This window comes from Oceanobacillus timonensis (assembly GCF_900166635.1).
In the GTDB taxonomy this organism is placed as follows: domain Bacteria; phylum Bacillota; class Bacilli; order Bacillales; family Amphibacillaceae; genus Oceanobacillus; species Oceanobacillus timonensis.
Genome location: NZ_LT800497.1, coordinates 1,119,204 through 1,136,933 on the forward strand (window position 1 = coordinate 1,119,204; position 17,730 = coordinate 1,136,933).

Genomic DNA, 17,730 nt, shown 5'->3' on the forward strand with positions numbered 1-17,730 from the left:
AGGGAGATTACATTATGGCAAAAGTATTATACAACAAGGATATTAATAACGAGGTACTAAGAGATAAGAAAATTGCAATCATCGGATATGGTTCCCAAGGGCATGCACATGCTATGAACTTAAGAGATTCCGGTTTTGATGTTGTCATTGGTTTACGTCCGGGAAAATCACAGCAAAAAGCTGAAGCAGACGGCTTTGAAGTATATTCCGTAGCTGAAGCAACATCGCAGGCGGATGTTGTGATGGTATTACTTCCGGATGAACTGCAGCCGCAAGTATATCAAGAAAGCATCAAGGATAATTTGCAAGAAGGCAATGCACTGGCATTCGCTCACGGTTTTAATATTCATTTCACGCAAATCGTCCCTCCATCCAACGTAGATGTTTTCTTAGCAGCACCTAAAGGACCTGGACACCTTGTGCGACGCACATTTGAAGAAGGCGCAGGCGTACCGGCATTATACGGAGTGAAACAAAATCACACTGGAAATGCAACAGACGTGGCACTTGCTTATTGTTATGGAATTGGTGCAGCAAGAGCAGGCATACTGGAAACAAGCTTCCAGGAAGAAACAGAAACAGATCTATTTGGAGAACAGGCTGTATTATGCGGCGGAGCTACTGCACTTGTAAAAGCAGGATTCGAAACATTAACGGATGCGGGATATCAACCGGAAATTGCATACTTTGAATGTTTACACGAATTAAAATTGATTGTTGATCTTCTATACGAAGGTGGATTGGAAAACATGCGTTATTCTATCTCTGATACAGCACAATGGGGAGATTTCGTATCTGGTCCGCGTATTGTGGATGACGGAACAAAAGAACGTATGAAAGATATCCTTTCTGAAATTCAAACTGGTAAATTTGCGAAAGACTGGATCTCTGAAAACCAAACTGGCCGTCCGCAATTTAATGCCATTAACCGCCGTGAAAATCAACATCAAATTGAAGTTGTAGGTAGAGAATTACGTGCTTTAATGCCATTCGTTAAAAAACCAATTAATGATGAATCAGAAAAAAATGAAAAAGCATCTGCCCAAAGCTAAGTGCTTTAGTATAGCGAATTAAAAAATAGCAATTAATTATGGACCGCAGAACAGTATAAATTGTTCTGCGGGCTTTAACCAAATAGGTATGTTCAAGCGGTAAAACGCTGCTGTGTAAAAATATGATTAAACAGCTCGTTCACGAGTAAAAAAGGAGATAAAATAATGGAAAAGAAAATCGTCCTGTTGCCTGGAGATGGAATCGGCAAAGAAATAATGGAATCAGCAAAGAAAGTACTCGCGGCAATTGAAAGTGAATATCATCATGATTTTACTCTCCAGGAGTGCGCGATTGGCGGAGATGCTCTTGACCGTTATGGTGTACCATTACCGGATGATACACTTCATGCATGTGAAGATGCGGATGCTGTTTTACTCGGTTCAGTCGGCGGGCCAAAGTGGGATAATCAACCGCCGGAATTCAGACCTGAAAAAGGATTATTGGGGATTCGCAAAGGATTGGGATTATTCGCCAACCTGCGTCCGGTTAAAACATTCCCGTCCCTTTTGCATGCGTCTCCTTTAAAAGAAGAAATCGTCAAAGAATCTGATATGATGATTGTCCGTGAACTAACTGGCGGTTTGTACTTTGGCGAACCTAGCGAACGCCGAAACAATGGAGAAGATGTAGTAGATACACTGGCATATTCCAGACATGAAATTGAAAGAATCGTAGAAAAAGGTTTTGAATCTGCACAAATTCGTAATAAGCATCTAACCTCTGTGGATAAAGCAAATGTGTTGGAATCCAGTCGTGTCTGGAGAGAAATCGTGAATGAAAAAGCTGCTGATTATCCAGATGTGGAAGTGGAGCATGTGCTGGTAGATGCTGCTGCGATGAAGCTGATTACGAACCCAAGCGGTTTTGATGTAGTCGTAACAGAGAATTTATTCGGTGATATTTTAAGCGATGAAGCTTCTGTACTGACAGGTTCTCTCGGGATGCTTCCATCAGCAAGTGTCCGTGCAGACGGTTTAGGCATGTATGAACCGGTCCACGGTTCAGCTCCAGATATTGCAGGAAAAGGGATCGCGAACCCAATCGGCATGATATTATCGACGGCTTTGATGCTGGAGTATTCTCTCGGAATGCAGGAAGAAGCAAAAGCGATTGAAGCAGCAGTGACGGATTGCCTGGAACAAGGCTATCACACATCAGATTTAAATATAAAAGAAGGAAAGCAAATGAGTACAGATGAAATAACAGAAGCGATTATCGAAAATTTAACGACGAAGTGTATTTCTGATTCAATTTGTAGCTCTTATGTATAAAGAAATTCTGGTATTAGGCAAACACTATATACCGTTTCGGAGGTGTAGAAATTGGGAAAGGCTTTGACAGCATTTGAAAAAATTTGGAATAAGCATGTTGTAAAAGAAGAGGAAGGCAAACCCGCTCTTATTTATATTGACCAGCATCTTGTTCATGAGGTAACGTCTCCGCAGGCGTTTGAAGGTTTAAGATTAAATGGACGAAAGGTAAGACGTCCTGATTTAACCTTTGCTACAATGGATCACAATGTTCCGACGATCAATCGGGAAAATATGAAAGACGAAATTTCTAAAAAACAAATGGAAGCTTTAAAAAAGAATTGTGCAGACTTTGGTGTGGAATTGGCTGATATGTATCATCCTGATCAAGGAATTGTGCATGTGATTGGACCGCAATTAGGGTTGACCCAACCGGGAAAAACAATTGTTTGCGGAGATAGTCACACATCCACCCATGGAGCTTTTGGTGCATTTGCTTTTGGGATTGGAACGAGTGAAGTAGAACATGTTCTGGCAACACAGACCATCTGGCAAGATAAACCGAAAACATTGAATGTGCAAGTCGTCGGTGATTTAGGTGTAGGCGTAACAGCAAAAGACCTGATTCTGGCGATTATTGCAAAATTCGGGGTCCGTTTTGGAACAGGATATGTGATGGAATATACGGGAGAAGCGATTCGTAACTTAACGATGGAAGAACGAATGACAGTTTGTAATATGTCCATTGAAGCTGGTGCTCGGGCTGGTTTAATCAGTCCGGATGAAACAACCGTTGAATACTTGCGCGGCCGGGAAATGGTTCCCGAAGGAGAAGCTTTTGACGCTTTAGCAGAAGAGTGGCTGGCTCTAGCAACAGATGAAGGCGCAGAGTATGATCACACAGTAACCATTTATGCAGAAGAAATTGAACCGCAAGTAAGCTGGGGAACAAACCCGGGAATGGTTGTACCGGTGAATGCTGCAACACCAACAATTGCAGATGCAGATTTTCCTGATGAAGTAGAACGCGCATTGACTTATATGGATTTGGAAGAAAATCAGCCGATCACATCTATCGAGATTGACCATGTATTTATCGGGTCTTGTACCAATTCCCGCTTAGGAGATTTGAAAAAAGCGTCGAAAATTGTAGAAGGCAAAAAAGTAAAAGATGGTATTAAAGCGATGGTGGTTCCTGGATCATTCTTAGTAAAACAACAGGCCGAGGAAATTGGACTGGATAGAATTTTCAAAGAAGCAGGATTTGAGTGGAGAAATTCAGGTTGCAGTATGTGTCTGGGAATGAATGACGATATTGTTCCTGCTGGCGGCAGATGTGCTTCCACATCCAACCGTAACTTTGAAGGAAGACAGGGAAATGGCGCACGTACGCATCTGGTAAGTCCGGAGATGGCAGCAGCAGCGGCAATTGAAGGGCATTTTGTAGATGTGAGACAATTTGTCGGAGTACCAAGCTAAGCTAGGAGGAATTTAGGATGGAAGCTTTTAAAGAGCATAAAGGAATTGCTGCTCCATTGAATCGCAGTAACGTGGACACAGATCAGATTATTCCGAAACAATTTTTAAAACGGATTGAACGTACAGGATTTGGCGAATTCTTATTTTTCCATTGGCGTTTTGACGATGACGGAAATTTACGTGATGACTTTGTTTTAAATCAGCCGAAATATGAAAATGCTACGGTTTTATTGGCAGGAGATAATTTCGGTTGCGGTTCATCCCGCGAGCATGCACCATGGGCATTGGAAGATTACGGATTTAAAGTAATCATCGCACCAGATTTTGCGGATATTTTTTATAATAATTCGTTGAAAAATGGCATATTAGTTATTAAGATGAATGAAGAACAAGTTCAACAGTGGATGAAGAAAGCAGAGCAGGGCTTAACGCTGGATGTCAATTTAGAAAAACAGGAAATTACAGATGCGGACGGTGCGGTTGTATCGTTTGATATCCCGGCATATCATAAGGAAAAGCTGCTGAATGGCTGGGATGATATTGCCCTAACGCTGTTAGAAGAAGATGTTATTCAGGCATTTGAAGAAAAACGTGCTTAAAGATGATAATTAGCATAAAATATGAGAAGATAAAAAGATAGATAAAAAATAAAATTTGTCAAAGGATTGAAGGAGAGTGGATTCACTTGGGGATCGCTTAACTGGTGAAAAAGTATATCAAGCATGGAAGAAGTTAAAGCCAATTGTTCATCAAACACCACTGCTAACATCGCATACAACCGATGAATTAGTAGGGAAACATGTGTATTGTAAAATGGAAAATCAGCAAAAAACCGGTGCATTTAAGTTTCGGGGCGCAAGTTACAAACTGATGCAAATGACAGATGAAGAACTTGAGAACGGTGTGATTACAGCGTCAGCCGGGAATCATGCCCAGGGAGTGGCGCATGCAGCATCGAAATTAGGTGTGAAAGCAACGATATTTATGTCAGAAGGAACTCCGCTTGCGAAAGTAAATGCAACCAGAAACTATGGCGCAGACGTTATCCTGACAGGAGAAAGTTTTCAGGAAGCTTACCAGGCATCATTGGAGCATCAGCTGAAGACCGGCGCGACTTATATCCATCCATTTGATGATCATGATATTATGGCCGGTCAAGGTACGATGGCGATGGAAATGCTGCGCCAGGAGGATCGGATAGATACGATTTTAGTACCCATTGGCGGCGGCGGATTAATTAGCGGAATTGCAGTAGCGGCCAAGCATATCAATCGAAATATCAAAGTGATTGGGGTACAGGCTGAAGGAGCAGCGGCTATTTATGACAGCTACCGGACCAAACAGGTAAAAAAATGGACGCAGGTAGATACAATCGCAGAAGGAATTGCTGTAAAGGAACCTGGAAAGCATACACTGCCAATCATCCGGGAATATGTGGATGATATTATCACTGTCAATGATGAACAAATTGCTGCAGCGATTATTTATATGCTTGAACGGAATAAAACATTGATGGAAGGAGCCGGGGCAGCTGCGCTGGCAGCCTTATTCGCACATCATCACCAGCTTCGTTCTAGACATTGCGGAGTCATCGTGAGTGGTGGAAACCTCGATATCGGGAACATGCAGCGAATTCAAGAGTTATCCGAAAAGTATAAACCAAAAAAAGTAAAATCATACGTTGCTTTATAAAACAAAGCTTCATTCAGTGAGGAGAAAAATTCCTCATTGGATGAAGTTTTTTGTGTTTTTTTGTCAGCTGAGAAAGCTGACACCTTTACTGCAGACGTGCACACCAAATTCTCTTATATCATTTTTATTTTTCTAATATATGTAAAATGAGAGAAATGATTATATATAATCAACGATAAAACGACACGTTATAAAGAGGAGGAAATGAAAAAATTTAAAATATTTTTTCAGTAAATTAATGGAATAATCGCTGATTTTAAAGGAGTTTCATGATATAAAGGAAAATATGTATACAGCTTCCAATCGCAATTTTTATGAAAACCTATTGATTTATCCCTGTTTATAAACTATAATTTCAAAGTACATTAAGATTTGTTTACGATAATTTTTCGATTTCAAATTTTTGAAATAAAATTGCAATATTTTAGACGAGCTTCAAAAAAGCGAAAATGGTATAGATTTTATTGTGATAAAGTGATAAATAAGCATAATTATTTAAAGACAATTTTCAGAAAAATAACAACAGCAATAATACTCCTGTATGTTTTTACATACTATTTTACAAGATAGAATAAATTGCTTAATCGATGCACTGAATATATATCATAGGTGATTTCTAAAAATCATGAATGTAGAAAGATGGTTGCAAGTGAGCTGAGCTTGGAGGATATTTGTGTATGCGCAAGTTTTTATAGAATGAAAGACTGTGTATGCATTTTTTATTCAGAAATGGTTTATATTTTATCATCTGAATATTATGAAAATAAAAGTGGATATTTTTCATAATGAAGTATATACGGCATAGAGAGCAGAGCAGACAATCCAAGGAAGGGGGATGCAAGTTGAACAATGAACTTTTACAGATTAAAAACCTGAAGACATCTTTTCGTATGGAGGATGAATATTACGCAGCAGTGGATGATGTCACACTGACGTTGAATAAAAATGAAGTATTGGGCATTGTCGGAGAGTCTGGTTCTGGTAAAAGTGCTTTAGCATTTTCCATTATGCGTTTGCACAACCGGGCGAAAATCGAAGGAGAAATACGATTAAACAATCAAAATATGATTGATATGTCAAAAACAAAGTTGAATAAAATACGTGGCAATGAGATGTCGATGATCTTCCAAGACCCGCTTACTGCGTTAAATCCACTGATGCCAATCGGCAGACAAATTGAAGAAACTTTATTTTTGCATGATAAGAAATTGGGACAACATCGGCGAAAAAAACGTACAATTGAACTTCTGGATTTAGTTGGTATTCCAAAGCCGGAACGAGTCTATGAGCAGTTTCCTCACGAACTATCAGGTGGAATGAGACAGCGGATTATTATAGCAATCGCAATTGCAAATGATCCAGAGCTGTTAATTGCAGATGAGCCGACAACTGCTTTGGATGTAACCATCCAGGCACAAATTTTGGATTTGATTCGTGAATTAAAAGAAAAAATACATGCAGGAATCATCTTAATTACGCATGATTTAGGGGTTGTTGCGGAAATGGCTGATCGTGTAGCAGTGATGTATGCAGGGCAAATTGTAGAAATTGCACCTGTAGAGAAATTGTTTTCCAATCCACTGCACCCTTATACAAGATCTTTATTAAATTCTGTACCGACAGAGGGGCAGGACAAGCTGCATGTTATACAAGGAGTTGTTCCTTCGCTGAAAAATTTACCAAGAGAGGGTTGCCGTTTTGCAGCACGTATTCCTTGGATAGATAGTTCTGCTCATGAAAAAAATCCCGTTCTGCATGAAGCAAAGCCTGGACACTTTGTAAGGTGTACATGCTATAAACATTTTTATATTCCGGAGCAGGATAAGGAGGAACATCGAAATGGCGTTTCTTGAGGTGAAAGATTTAAAAGTTTACTTTCCGATAAAAGGGGGCATTTTAAATCGGACTGTCGATCATATCAAAGCTGTTGATGGGGTATCATTTGAAATGGAGCAGGGGAAAACCTATGGGTTAGTAGGTGAATCCGGTTCTGGAAAATCGACCACAGGCCGGGCGATTATCGGCTTAGAAGATGTAACTGCAGGGCAGATTTCTTTTGAAGGAAAAGATATTACAGCAGGAAAAACCAAAAATAAACAATTTCGAAAAGATGTGCAAATGATTTTTCAAGATCCTTATTCTTCATTGAATCCGAGAAAAAGGGTGCTGGATATTGTTGCAGAACCGCTTCGAAATTTTGAAAAATTATCAAAAAAAGAAGAAAGAAAACGAGTACAGGAACTATTAGATATTGTTAATGTGAGTGCTGATAGCATTTTTAAGTATCCACATGAATTTTCTGGCGGACAAAGGCAGCGTATTGGAGTTGCTCGGGCGATTGCATTAAAACCCAAGCTGATTATTGCGGATGAACCTGTATCTGCTTTGGACGTATCTGTTCAGGCTCAGGTATTGAATTTTTTAAAGGATATTCAAAATGAATTTAACCTGACTTATTTATTTATCAGCCATGATTTAGGAATTGTAAAGCATATGTGTGACAATATTTCGATCATGTATAAAGGCAGGTATGTGGAGCAGGGAAGCACTAAAGATATCTTTGAAAATCCGCAACATATATATACGAAACGTTTAATTGCTGCCATTCCGGATATCAACCCCGAAAATCGTGAAGAGCAATTTAAATTTCGTCGAGAAGTGGCCGATGAATACCGCAATTTTTATAATGATTACTTTGACAATCATGGTTTAGCATTCAATCTTCAGTCTGTTTCAGATACGCATAAAGTTGCTTTGCCAGAGAAAGGTTGATGTGTTTATGTGGAAATTTATAGTACGTAGACTACTAATTACATTCCCGCAGATTGTATTTTTAAGTATTCTTGTATTTATAATGGCTCAATTTATGCCGGGAGATGCTTTAACAGGTTTAATTGATCCAACTATTACCCAGGAAGCATTAGAAATTCAGCGTGAACGTTTAGGGCTGAATAACCCTTGGTATGTGCAATATGCGGATTGGATAGGCGGTTTGGTACAAGGAGATCTTGGCCAGTCATTCCGGTTTAAAATGGATGTGACTGAACTGATTTCAGAACGGGTTATGAACACGATATTACTATCAGCCGTTTCACTGATATTTACATACATCATTGCTATTCCGCTGGGGATTGTCAGTGGACGTTACAATGATTCTCCTTTGGACTCGGCTATTACAAGTTATAGCTATCTTGGTTTTGCAACACCTATATTTATTTTCGCACTGGTGATGCTTTGGGTATTCGGGTTTATTCTGGGATGGTTTCCGACAGGTGGAAGCGTGGCTCCCGGGTTAAATGCAGGAACAATGGAATATTATATAAGCAAAGTATATCATGCATTACTTCCTGGTTTATCCATTGCTTTAATATCCGTTGTGTCTACCATTCAGTATCTGAGAAGTGAAATTGTGGATACGAAGCAAAAAGATTTTATTGTGACGGCGAGAGCAAAGGGTGCTTCCGAAACCCGTGTATATAATAGGCATATTTTCCGTAATTCCTTGTTGCCAGTAGCGGCTTTCTTTGGGTGGGAGATTACCAGTTTAATTTCCGGAACGGTATTTGTAGAAAGTGTTTTCTCCTATCCGGGCATGGGACTTCTGTTTTTGGAGTCTATCACACAACGTGACTTCAGCGTTGTAACAGCACTTGTTTTATTGTTTGGAATTGCCAGTATTTTAGGGGCGCTTTTATCCGATATTATCTTGAGTATCGTTGACCCGAGAATTCGGATTAAATAGAAACATAGAAATGGAGGTGACTCTTGTATGGAAGCTGATACAGTCAAAAACACAGAACAAAAAAGCCCTTCATCGCTTACGATTCTTTTAAAAGAATTACTTCGAGATAAACTGGCGCTTGTGTCACTTATATTCTTTATATTAATTACCGGTTTTGTTTTTGGAATTTCCATCTTTCTAAATAAAGATGAGATTGTAAGTGTCGATTTATTTGCCATTAATGCACCGCCGTCCGATCAATTTATTTTAGGAACAGATTATGGAGGACGGGATGTGTTTGGTCAGTTAATTATTGGAACACGTAATTCTCTGGCAATTGGAATTTTAGTGACATTAATGAGTGGATTCTTTGGCATAGCCTATGGTGTTATTTCTGGTTATTTCGGAGGTCATATAGATAACGTGCTGATGCGGATTATTGATTTCTTTATGGTTTTGCCGTTTTTGATGATTATTATTGTTTTTGTATCTATGACACCTGACTATAGTATTGTTAGCTTTTCGCTGATTATGGCAGCTTTTTCCTGGATGGGTATTGCCAGATTGATACGTTCGAAAGCGCTGCAAGAGAAAGAACTCGATTATGCGCAAGCGTCAAAGACGTTAGGAACATCCAATTTTAATATTATATTTAAACAAGTATTACCTAATATTACATCATTAATTATTGTAACTATGACATTAAATTTAGCAGCAAATATCGGATTAGAATCTGGACTATCCTTTCTTGGATTCGGATTTCCGGAAGAAACACCCAGCTTAGGCACATTGTTATCTTATGCCAGAAATCCGCAAACATTAGAATTCCGCTGGTGGATCTGGGCGCCGGCAGCAGTATTAATCTTATTATTGATGCTTGCGGTAAGGAATGTCGGGGAGGCATTAAGAAGAGCTGCTGATGCTCGGCAGCGACGCGGATAATTCTTATCTATTACTTTCATCGGCTGCTAAGGCGGCGTTAGATGTTGAGTATATATTACCGGTAGTCCTTGCCGGTTCAAAAACATATTATAAGGGGAGGTTACAAGGATGGGGAAAGCAAATCTTAGTAAGATTTTATTCGTTATGATGCTGATGCTGTTTCTGGTATTGGCAGCATGCAGCGGCGGGTCGGATGATGCTGGTGACAGTGGAAATGATGAAGGAAATGGAGAAAGTGGAGATAATGGATCTGATTCGGAAGAAACGGATGGAAAGATATATGATATAGCTGACTTCAGCCCGAAAAAAGAGGGGGAACCGATGGATGGCGGAAATCTGAACTTCGGTCTTGTATCATCGACTGTTTTTGCTGGAACATTGAATTTTAACTTTTATTCGGATGCAGTTGATTCAGAAATACTTGATTGGTTTGATGAATCTCTTTTAGATGTAGATGAAACATTCAATATGAACCAAGACGGTGCAGCTACCTGGGAAGTGAATGAGGAAGGAAATGAATTTACCTTTACTATCCGGGATGAAGTGAACTGGCATGATGGGGAACCGGTAACTGCAGAAGATTGGGCGTTTGCTATTGAAGTAATCGCTGATCCGGATTATGATGGTCCGCGTTATGGAAATGTGACGGATATTGTTGGCGTAGAAGAATATCATAACGGGGAAGCGGATAGCATTGAAGGATTGGAAATTATAGATGAAAAGACATTGAAAATGACCTTTAAACAAGCAACCCCTTCCTTGTTATCAGGTGGAATATGGTCTCACGCATTGCCGAAGCATATTTTTGAAGATATTCCAGTAGCGGATATGTCTTCATCGGACGAAGTACGTACAAATCCAATTGGAATGGGACCGTTTAAAGTGGACTCGGTTACTCCGGGTGAATCTGTAACATATTCCAAAAATGAAGACTACTGGCAAGGGGAGCCAAATCTGGATTCCGTGACTTTAAAAGTAATTGCTCCAGAAACGGTGACACAAGCACTTGAAACGGGTGAAGTAGATCTAGTGAATTCTTTCCCTACCGATCAATATCCAGATGTGGAAGAATCGTTGACAAATGTGGAATTCTTAGGAAGAGTTGATAGGTCTTATTCGTATATCGGATTTAAATTGGGAACATGGGATAAAGAGAATGGAAAAGTAGATATGGATTTAGAAAATTCAAAAGTCGGTGATGTTGAATTGCGCCGGGCGATGTGGTATGCAGTGGATAATGATGCTGTTGGAGAACGTTTTTATAATGGATTACGCTGGAATGCAACCACATTAATCCCTTCTTTCTATGAAATTTATCATGATGACTCTATTGAAACACCGACGTATGATCCGGATATGGCCAACCAAATTTTAGATGAGGCCGGTTATGAAGATGTTAATGGAGATGGTATCCGCGAAAATCCGGACGGAGAAGAGTTCGTGCTTAATTATGCATCTATGGAGGGCGGAGATACAGCAGAACCATTAACAAACTATTATATTCAATCATGGGAACAAGTTGGGATTAAAGTGGAAAAAATTGATGGACGTTTATTAGAGGTTAATGATTTCTATGATCGGATTGGAGAAAAAGGTAACGATGATCCAGACATTGATATTTATTCAGCTGCCTGGTCAGTGGGAACGGATGTTGACCCGACCAATTTATGGGGATCCAATGTAATATTTAATTACACCCGCTGGGAAGATGAAGAAAATACACGTATGCAGGAAGAAGGCGTTTCTGAGGAATCGTTAGATTTAGAGCACCGAAAAGAAGTATACAGCGAATGGCAAGAATATATGGTCGATCAAGTGCCTGCATTTCCGACAGTTTACCGTGCAGAATTAGCTCCGATAAACGAACGTGTCGTAAACTGGGATATTCGTCAAGAAGATCAGGAATTAGAACGTTATGAAGTTGGCGTCACACAGGAAGAACCAGAGGTGGCAGAATAAATACAAAAGGAAAAGACTCGCATTGCGGGTCTTTTCTGCTATTTCAAGTATTGTTTTATTTCTTCTAAGTTTTGAAATTCATCTACCTGCTTGATAAGCGATTCTAATGTGCTTATTTCTTGTTGGCGCAGTTTATCTTCCAAGTCTTCAGATATTGGAGCTACAAATTTTGTAATTAATGCAACGGCAGTGTTAGCTAGCGCTTCTTTTCCTTCTTCTTTCCCTTCATTTCGAAAAATCTCTGCTAAGCTCATTGCCAATTCACTCCCTTCTTGATAAGTGTTTCCTATATAGTCAATTATATCATAACTTATTTATTTATTAACCCAACTTTCGCACCTAAGAATAAGCATATAAACCTTGCTGTTCCAGGATGAACATGATCTCTATTATCATGCTTGTTTTGAGTTAAGTCATCCTTTTATTTTTGAACAGGATATCGTGTATAGCTTCCGCTCCGGCCAACCACTCCGCTTTCCGACGTACAACGGTTTTGATGGGGCGAGTAAGCGCAGCGCCAGGACGTACTAGTGCAGACGTTGCAACAACGGTTTTGATGGTGGTGAGTAATCGCAACCCCAGGACGTTGTGTGCTTAGTCTGCCATGGGGACGGCTTCAGCTAACTTGAAAAGCGGTTTTCTTTTCAAGTTAGCTGAAGCTCGCCCTGTTCCCATAGGAGTCTACGTGGTTGGCCTGCGCTCTAATAGGATTCTACAGCGTTTGGAAGAAATAGCATCCTGATGAAGTTAGATGAAATAATGGCTTTTCAGTCTGAAATCATTTATTTGTTTAGCTATTGCAAACGTGTAGGATATCCCACTAGCGGAGGCGGACCGTTTTGACTCCTGAGGGATTAGCACCCTCTGAAGATCCACTTTTGCCAAGTGCTCTTCTTGGCAAAAGTTAGCTGAAGAGCGTGCCCCTAGGAAAGCAAAACGGTCCGCCGCAGCGGTCGCCTTACATCTTACCTGCTCATCTGTATCAAAAGCTGTATAGAAGGAGCATCATCACCTGTTCCTATGGAAAGGAAGTTACTTTTTAAAGTGCGAAAGTTGAGTTATTAATAAATTCCTACCTGGCACATATTAAACATTTCTAAAAACTCCGGTTTGCGCTATAATGGATACGGATACATAGTGAGCACGAGATAAATTGAATTACGTATTATTGCTAAGTTTTAGAAATAGAATGAAATACTTCATGCAGGAGGAAAATATCATGAATACACAAGAGCAATTGAAAAAAGCAGTCGGTGAAAAAGCAGCGTCATTCGTTCAAGATGGAATGAAGGTAGGTTTAGGATCAGGGTCAACGGTATATTGGCTTGTTCACGCTTTAGGGGAAAGAATCAAAGAGGAAGGCATTCAAATCGAAGGCATTCCCTCTTCTATCCAAACAGGGGCATGGGCAAAAGAGTTCGGCGTTCCTCTAACAAATTTTGCGGAAACAAAAGAATTGGATGTAACCATCGATGGGGCAGATGAAGTAGATTCGAATTTTCAATTAATCAAGGGCGGCGGTGCAGCTCTATTCAGAGAAAAAATCATTGCCCAGGCTGCTGAAAAATTGATTATTATCGTGGATGAATCCAAAATGGTTCCGTATTTAGGAGCCTATGCTTTGCCGGTAGAAATTCTGCCTTTTGCATGGGAACGCACAGTTCATGAAATAAAAAAGCTGGGATGTGAACCGGAACTTCGTATGAAGGACGGGGAACCGCTTGTGACGGATAATGGTAATTTTATTGCAGACTGTCCGTTTGAAAAAATAGAGAATCCGGCTGATTTAGACCGGAAATTACAAGTTATTTCCGGCGTGGTGGAAACAGGATTATTTATTAATATGGCGGATACGGTCATTACCGGCAGTTCTGAAGGAATTTCCGTACAAGATAAATAGATACAGATAAAAGATCATCTTTTGGGATGGTCTTTTCTATTTTATTCACGAACTGGCTCAGTACGACATAGGCTAATGAGGAGCTGGAGACTTCGCCAGAGAGGATGATGAGATTTGTGTGGAATTACCGGATTCATTAGCTGGGATAAACGGGCGAGTGACGATCAAGAAATATTAGAAAAGATGACAAATACATTATCTTTACGCGGCCCGGATGCAACCGGTTATTGGCTAGAAGGTCATGTAGGATTTGGGCATAAACGGCTTTCTGTAATTGATTTAGAAGGCGGTAAACAGCCAATGCTAAAAGAAGCAGAACATAAGAAATACGTGATTTGTTATAATGGAGAACTTTATAATACAGAAGAACTGCGAAAAAGTTTAATGCAGCGGGGATATACGTTTACCACCTCTTCTGATACAGAGGTACTGCTAACGAGTTATATGGAGTGGAAAGAAGACTGTGTGGATCATTTGAATGGCATTTTTGCGTTCGCTATTTGGGATGACGCATCAGAAAAACTGTTTATTGCACGGGATCGCTTAGGGGTAAAGCCGCTTTTTTATAGTGAAAAAGGAAAAACATTCGTGTTTGGCTCAGAAATCAAAGCGCTCCTTGCTCACACGCAAGTAACAACAAAAGTTGATCGAACAGGACTTTCGGAGCTTTTCGGTTTAGGACCGTCCAGAACACCAGGGCATGGACTGTTTAAAGACGTAAACGAATTAAGAGCCGGGCATGCGATGACCGTATCAAGAATGGGGCTAAAGGTTTGGCGTTACTGGAATTTAGAAAGTAAAGAACATCAGGATTCGTTAGAGGAGACAGCTGAAAAAGTACGGGAGCTATTCACTGATTCCGTCGAGAGACAGCTTGTGGCGGACGTTCCGGTAGCTACTTTTCTATCTGGTGGTTTAGATTCGAGTGCGATTACAGCGATAGCAGCAAATCACTATAAAGAAAACGGGTTAGGTGCTTTATCTACTTTTTCGTTGGATTACCAAGGAAATAAGCAACACTTTCAGGCCAGTAAGTTTCAACCTTCCAGTGATCAGGAATGGATTGAAAAGATGGTAGATGCTTTTTCGACTGATCATCATGAAGAAGTTATTACTGGGGTAGAGCTTGCTTCCTTGCTGAAAGAAGCTGTAGAAGTCAGAGATCAGCCCGGGCAGGCGGATATTGATTCTTCCTTATTATGGTGCTGCCGGCAAATGAAGCAGCATACAACTGTGGCATTGTCAGGAGAATGCGCTGATGAAATATTTGGCGGTTATCCTTGGTTCCATGACCCGACAGCGGTAGGAGATAATTTTCCATGGATACGCTCATTAGATGGCAGAACGAGTTTGCTGCATGATGATTGGCAGCAGAAACTGCAAATTACAGATTATGTGCAAAACAGATATCAAGAAACAATAGCGGAGACGCCGCGGTTAGATGGGGAAAATAAGGTGGATGCAAGACGCAGGGAATTGTTTTATTTAAATATGCAATGGTTTATGTCCCAGCTGTTAGACAGAAAAGATCGAATGAGTATGGGAGCAGGGCTGGAAGTGCGTGTGCCATATGCCGATCATCATCTTGTCGAGTATGTCTGGAATATTCCCTGGGAAATGAAAATGGCAAATGGCAAGGAAAAAGGCATTTTACGAAAAGCGATGGAAGGCATTTTACCGCAAGAAGTGCTGTACCGGAAGAAGAGTCCTTACCCAAGAACGTTTCAGCCTGAATATACAGAGCAAGTGTCCCAGTGGATGCGGAAAATTTTAACTGATTCAGATGCGAGAATCTTTGAATTTTTGAAGAAAGACAAAGTGGAACAAATTGTAAAGAGCGGTGGTAAAGAGTTCAAAGATCCTTGGTATGGTCAGCTGATGCGGGGGCCACAATTAATTGCCCATCTTTGTCAGATTGATTATTGGTTGAGAAAGTATGATATCGAAGTGAGTGAATAAACAACAGCAAAGTATGAAGTCTGGTAATCACCGGACTTCATACTTTTATATGCCACAGAAAATTTGCTGCTTGTTAACCTATCTGTCTAACTGTTACGCTTACATTCGGTAAATAATATGGTAGACTATAAGTAACATCAATACTTCTGGAAGGTTGGGTTAATGGATTATATACATCATGAATGGAACTTGTATGCAGAGGCAAGAGAATCTGTATACGGTAGGTAAAACGGTAGGAATGCCGCTACATAGTCTTTAGCAACAAAGGCAGATCTGAATTTCATAAAAAAGCGGGAAATGTCATTGTTGCAGAACTTACTTAACAGAAGTGACCATACAGTTGTATGGTCAAATAAAATTGAAAATGATATAGAGAAGGATTGTTATTGTCATGAAAAAGCAATGGAATATTTTTATTGCTTTCTTCCGGGTGGGGATGCTGGGGTTTGGCGGTGGACCAGCCTCTATTCCTTTGATGCGGAAGGAAGCGGTTGAGAAATACAAATGGATGGATGAGGATGAATTTACGGATATGCTGTCCATCAGTAATACATTACCTGGACCGATAGCTACAAAGCTTGCCGGTTATATCGGTTATCGTGTATCTGGCTGGGTTGGTATGCTGAATGCATTGATTGCTTCTGTTGTTCCGACGGCTATATTGGTTATTGTGTTACTAAGAACCTTATCGGAGGTTCGTGAGTTTGATTGGGTGAAAGGGATGACAGCAGCGGTTCTGGCAGTTGTCGGAATGATGATGGCGGTTCTTACCTGGCAATTTTTATATAAAGCGGGGAAAGGACTTGGCTGGGGACTTGCTATTGCTATGCTCGTTGCTATTTATATTGTTTTAAATTATTTGCATATTCATCCAGGTATCGTCATTGGTATTCTCCTCGTTGTTGCCCTCGCTCTTCCGGTGAAGAAGAAGGAGAAAGAGAGGGATAACACATGATCTTATGGGATATTTTTGTAGCTTTCTTTATTCCAGGAATTATCGGCTATGGCGGTGGCCCTGCTTCCATTACTTTAGTAGAAAATGAGGTAGTTGGTAATTATGGATGGATGTCGGTCCAGGAATTTGGAGAAGTGCTGGCATTTGCCAATTCTTTGCCTGGACCTATTGCAACGAAAATGGCAGGCTATATTGGCTATGAATTAGGCGGTATCGCAGGTTCTTTTGTCGGGATTTTTGCTACTGTGGCCCCTTCTTTAATTTTGATGATTTTACTGGGCAGTATTTTATTAAAATACAAAAAATCAGAACGTGTTCATCGATTAACTGTATTTGTCCAGCCTGTTATCGCCGTATTACTGGGCGTCATTGCCTGGAATTTCTGGACTGAAGCATATGTCAGTATCGGTCTGTTACAAACAGCAATCATTGTCGTGATCAGTTTTTACCTGATTGAAATCAAGCAGGTGCATCCGGCCTTTATTATTGCCGGGGCCATGCTATACGGCGGATTTTTCCTTTAAATAATTGGCTTTGCATTAAAATCTATGGATATCAAATGATTATATTTTGATAATAGCAACTGCAGATTTTAGTTTGGAACCGAAACATTCAAATAAAATAGATGCATCGAAAAAGACATGCTGTCAGAAGAAGATTCTTTACCTGACGGATGTCTTTTTTACTTGGGCCTGCAAAGAGATGTTGCCAGGCTAATTATATTTTGGCAACATCTCTTTGACAAAGTCGCGTTTTGATGAGGTTGTTTTCCCTACATGGCACGGCATAAAATAAAATTAGAAAACAACAAAAAATGAAA

15 protein-coding genes are annotated in these 17,730 nt (G+C 40.1%); 14 read left to right on the top strand and 1 reads right to left on the bottom strand.

Annotated features, from left to right (window positions below):
* Positions 1-14 precede the first annotated feature (14 nt).
* From ilvC to opp4A, 10 genes are all read left to right on the top strand, one after another.
* Positions 15-1,052, top strand: coding sequence for a ketol-acid reductoisomerase (gene ilvC, locus B7E05_RS05450; protein ID WP_080873140.1), 1,038 nt, complete (start codon positions 15-17; stop codon positions 1,050-1,052).
* A 165-nt stretch (positions 1,053-1,217) separates the two neighbouring features.
* Complete coding sequence (gene leuB / locus B7E05_RS05455; RefSeq protein WP_080873142.1) at positions 1,218-2,324, top strand: 3-isopropylmalate dehydrogenase; 1,107 nt, start codon at positions 1,218-1,220, stop codon at positions 2,322-2,324.
* 51 nt (positions 2,325-2,375) lie between these two features.
* On the top strand, positions 2,376-3,782 hold the full coding sequence (gene leuC / locus B7E05_RS05460) for a 3-isopropylmalate dehydratase large subunit (RefSeq protein ID WP_080873144.1): 1,407 nt from the start codon (positions 2,376-2,378) through the stop codon (positions 3,780-3,782).
* 17 nt (positions 3,783-3,799) lie between these two features.
* Entirely contained in the window at positions 3,800-4,381 is a 582-nt protein-coding gene (gene leuD / locus B7E05_RS05465; RefSeq protein WP_080873146.1) for a 3-isopropylmalate dehydratase small subunit, read from the top strand.
* 76 nt (positions 4,382-4,457) lie between these two features.
* A complete protein-coding gene (gene ilvA, locus B7E05_RS05470) occupies positions 4,458-5,474 on the top strand; it encodes a threonine ammonia-lyase (protein WP_080873147.1) in 1,017 nt (338 codons plus the stop codon).
* A gap of 842 nt (positions 5,475-6,316) precedes the next feature.
* Positions 6,317-7,327: an ABC transporter ATP-binding protein gene (locus tag B7E05_RS05475; protein WP_080873148.1), complete on the top strand. Its 1,011-nt coding sequence runs from the start codon at positions 6,317-6,319 to the stop codon at positions 7,325-7,327.
* Positions 7,314-8,246: an ABC transporter ATP-binding protein gene (locus tag B7E05_RS05480; RefSeq protein ID WP_080873149.1), complete on the top strand. Its 933-nt coding sequence runs from the start codon at positions 7,314-7,316 to the stop codon at positions 8,244-8,246. The genes B7E05_RS05475 and B7E05_RS05480 overlap by 14 nt, the downstream gene beginning before the upstream one ends.
* 7 nt (positions 8,247-8,253) lie before the next feature.
* Positions 8,254-9,216 (top strand): oligopeptide ABC transporter permease, encoded by a 963-nt coding sequence (gene opp4B, locus B7E05_RS05485; protein ID WP_080873150.1) that lies wholly within the window; start codon positions 8,254-8,256, stop codon positions 9,214-9,216.
* Positions 9,217-9,243: 27 nt separating this feature from the next.
* Positions 9,244-10,137, top strand: a complete 894-nt coding sequence (locus tag B7E05_RS05490; protein ID WP_080873151.1) for an ABC transporter permease — start codon at positions 9,244-9,246, stop codon at positions 10,135-10,137.
* A gap of 108 nt (positions 10,138-10,245) precedes the next feature.
* On the top strand, positions 10,246-12,096 hold the full coding sequence (gene opp4A, locus B7E05_RS05495; protein ID WP_080873153.1) for an oligopeptide ABC transporter substrate-binding protein: 1,851 nt from the start codon (positions 10,246-10,248) through the stop codon (positions 12,094-12,096).
* 38 nt (positions 12,097-12,134) lie between these two features.
* Here the strand turns inward: opp4A and B7E05_RS05500 are convergent, their stop codons facing one another.
* Positions 12,135-12,350, bottom strand: a complete 216-nt coding sequence (locus B7E05_RS05500) for a hypothetical protein (protein ID WP_080873154.1) — start codon at positions 12,348-12,350, stop codon at positions 12,135-12,137.
* Positions 12,351-13,315: 965 nt separating this feature from the next.
* Here B7E05_RS05500 and rpiA point away from each other — a divergent pair.
* The 4 genes from rpiA (at position 13,316) to B7E05_RS05520 (ending at position 17,434) form a co-directional block, all read left to right on the top strand.
* Complete coding sequence (gene rpiA, locus B7E05_RS05505; RefSeq protein ID WP_080873156.1) at positions 13,316-13,996, top strand: ribose-5-phosphate isomerase RpiA; 681 nt, start codon at positions 13,316-13,318, stop codon at positions 13,994-13,996.
* A 114-nt stretch (positions 13,997-14,110) separates the two neighbouring features.
* Positions 14,111-15,955 carry an asparagine synthase (glutamine-hydrolyzing) gene (asnB, locus tag B7E05_RS05510; RefSeq protein ID WP_080873157.1) on the top strand — a complete coding sequence of 615 codons (1,845 nt, stop codon included), beginning with the start codon at positions 14,111-14,113 and terminating at the stop codon, positions 15,953-15,955.
* A 391-nt stretch (positions 15,956-16,346) separates the two neighbouring features.
* Positions 16,347-16,910, top strand: a complete 564-nt coding sequence (locus B7E05_RS05515; protein WP_080873158.1) for a chromate transporter — start codon at positions 16,347-16,349, stop codon at positions 16,908-16,910.
* Positions 16,907-17,434: a chromate transporter gene (locus B7E05_RS05520; protein WP_080873160.1), complete on the top strand. Its 528-nt coding sequence runs from the start codon at positions 16,907-16,909 to the stop codon at positions 17,432-17,434. The genes B7E05_RS05515 and B7E05_RS05520 overlap by 4 nt, the downstream gene beginning before the upstream one ends.
* The last annotated feature ends 296 nt before the right edge of the window (positions 17,435-17,730 follow it).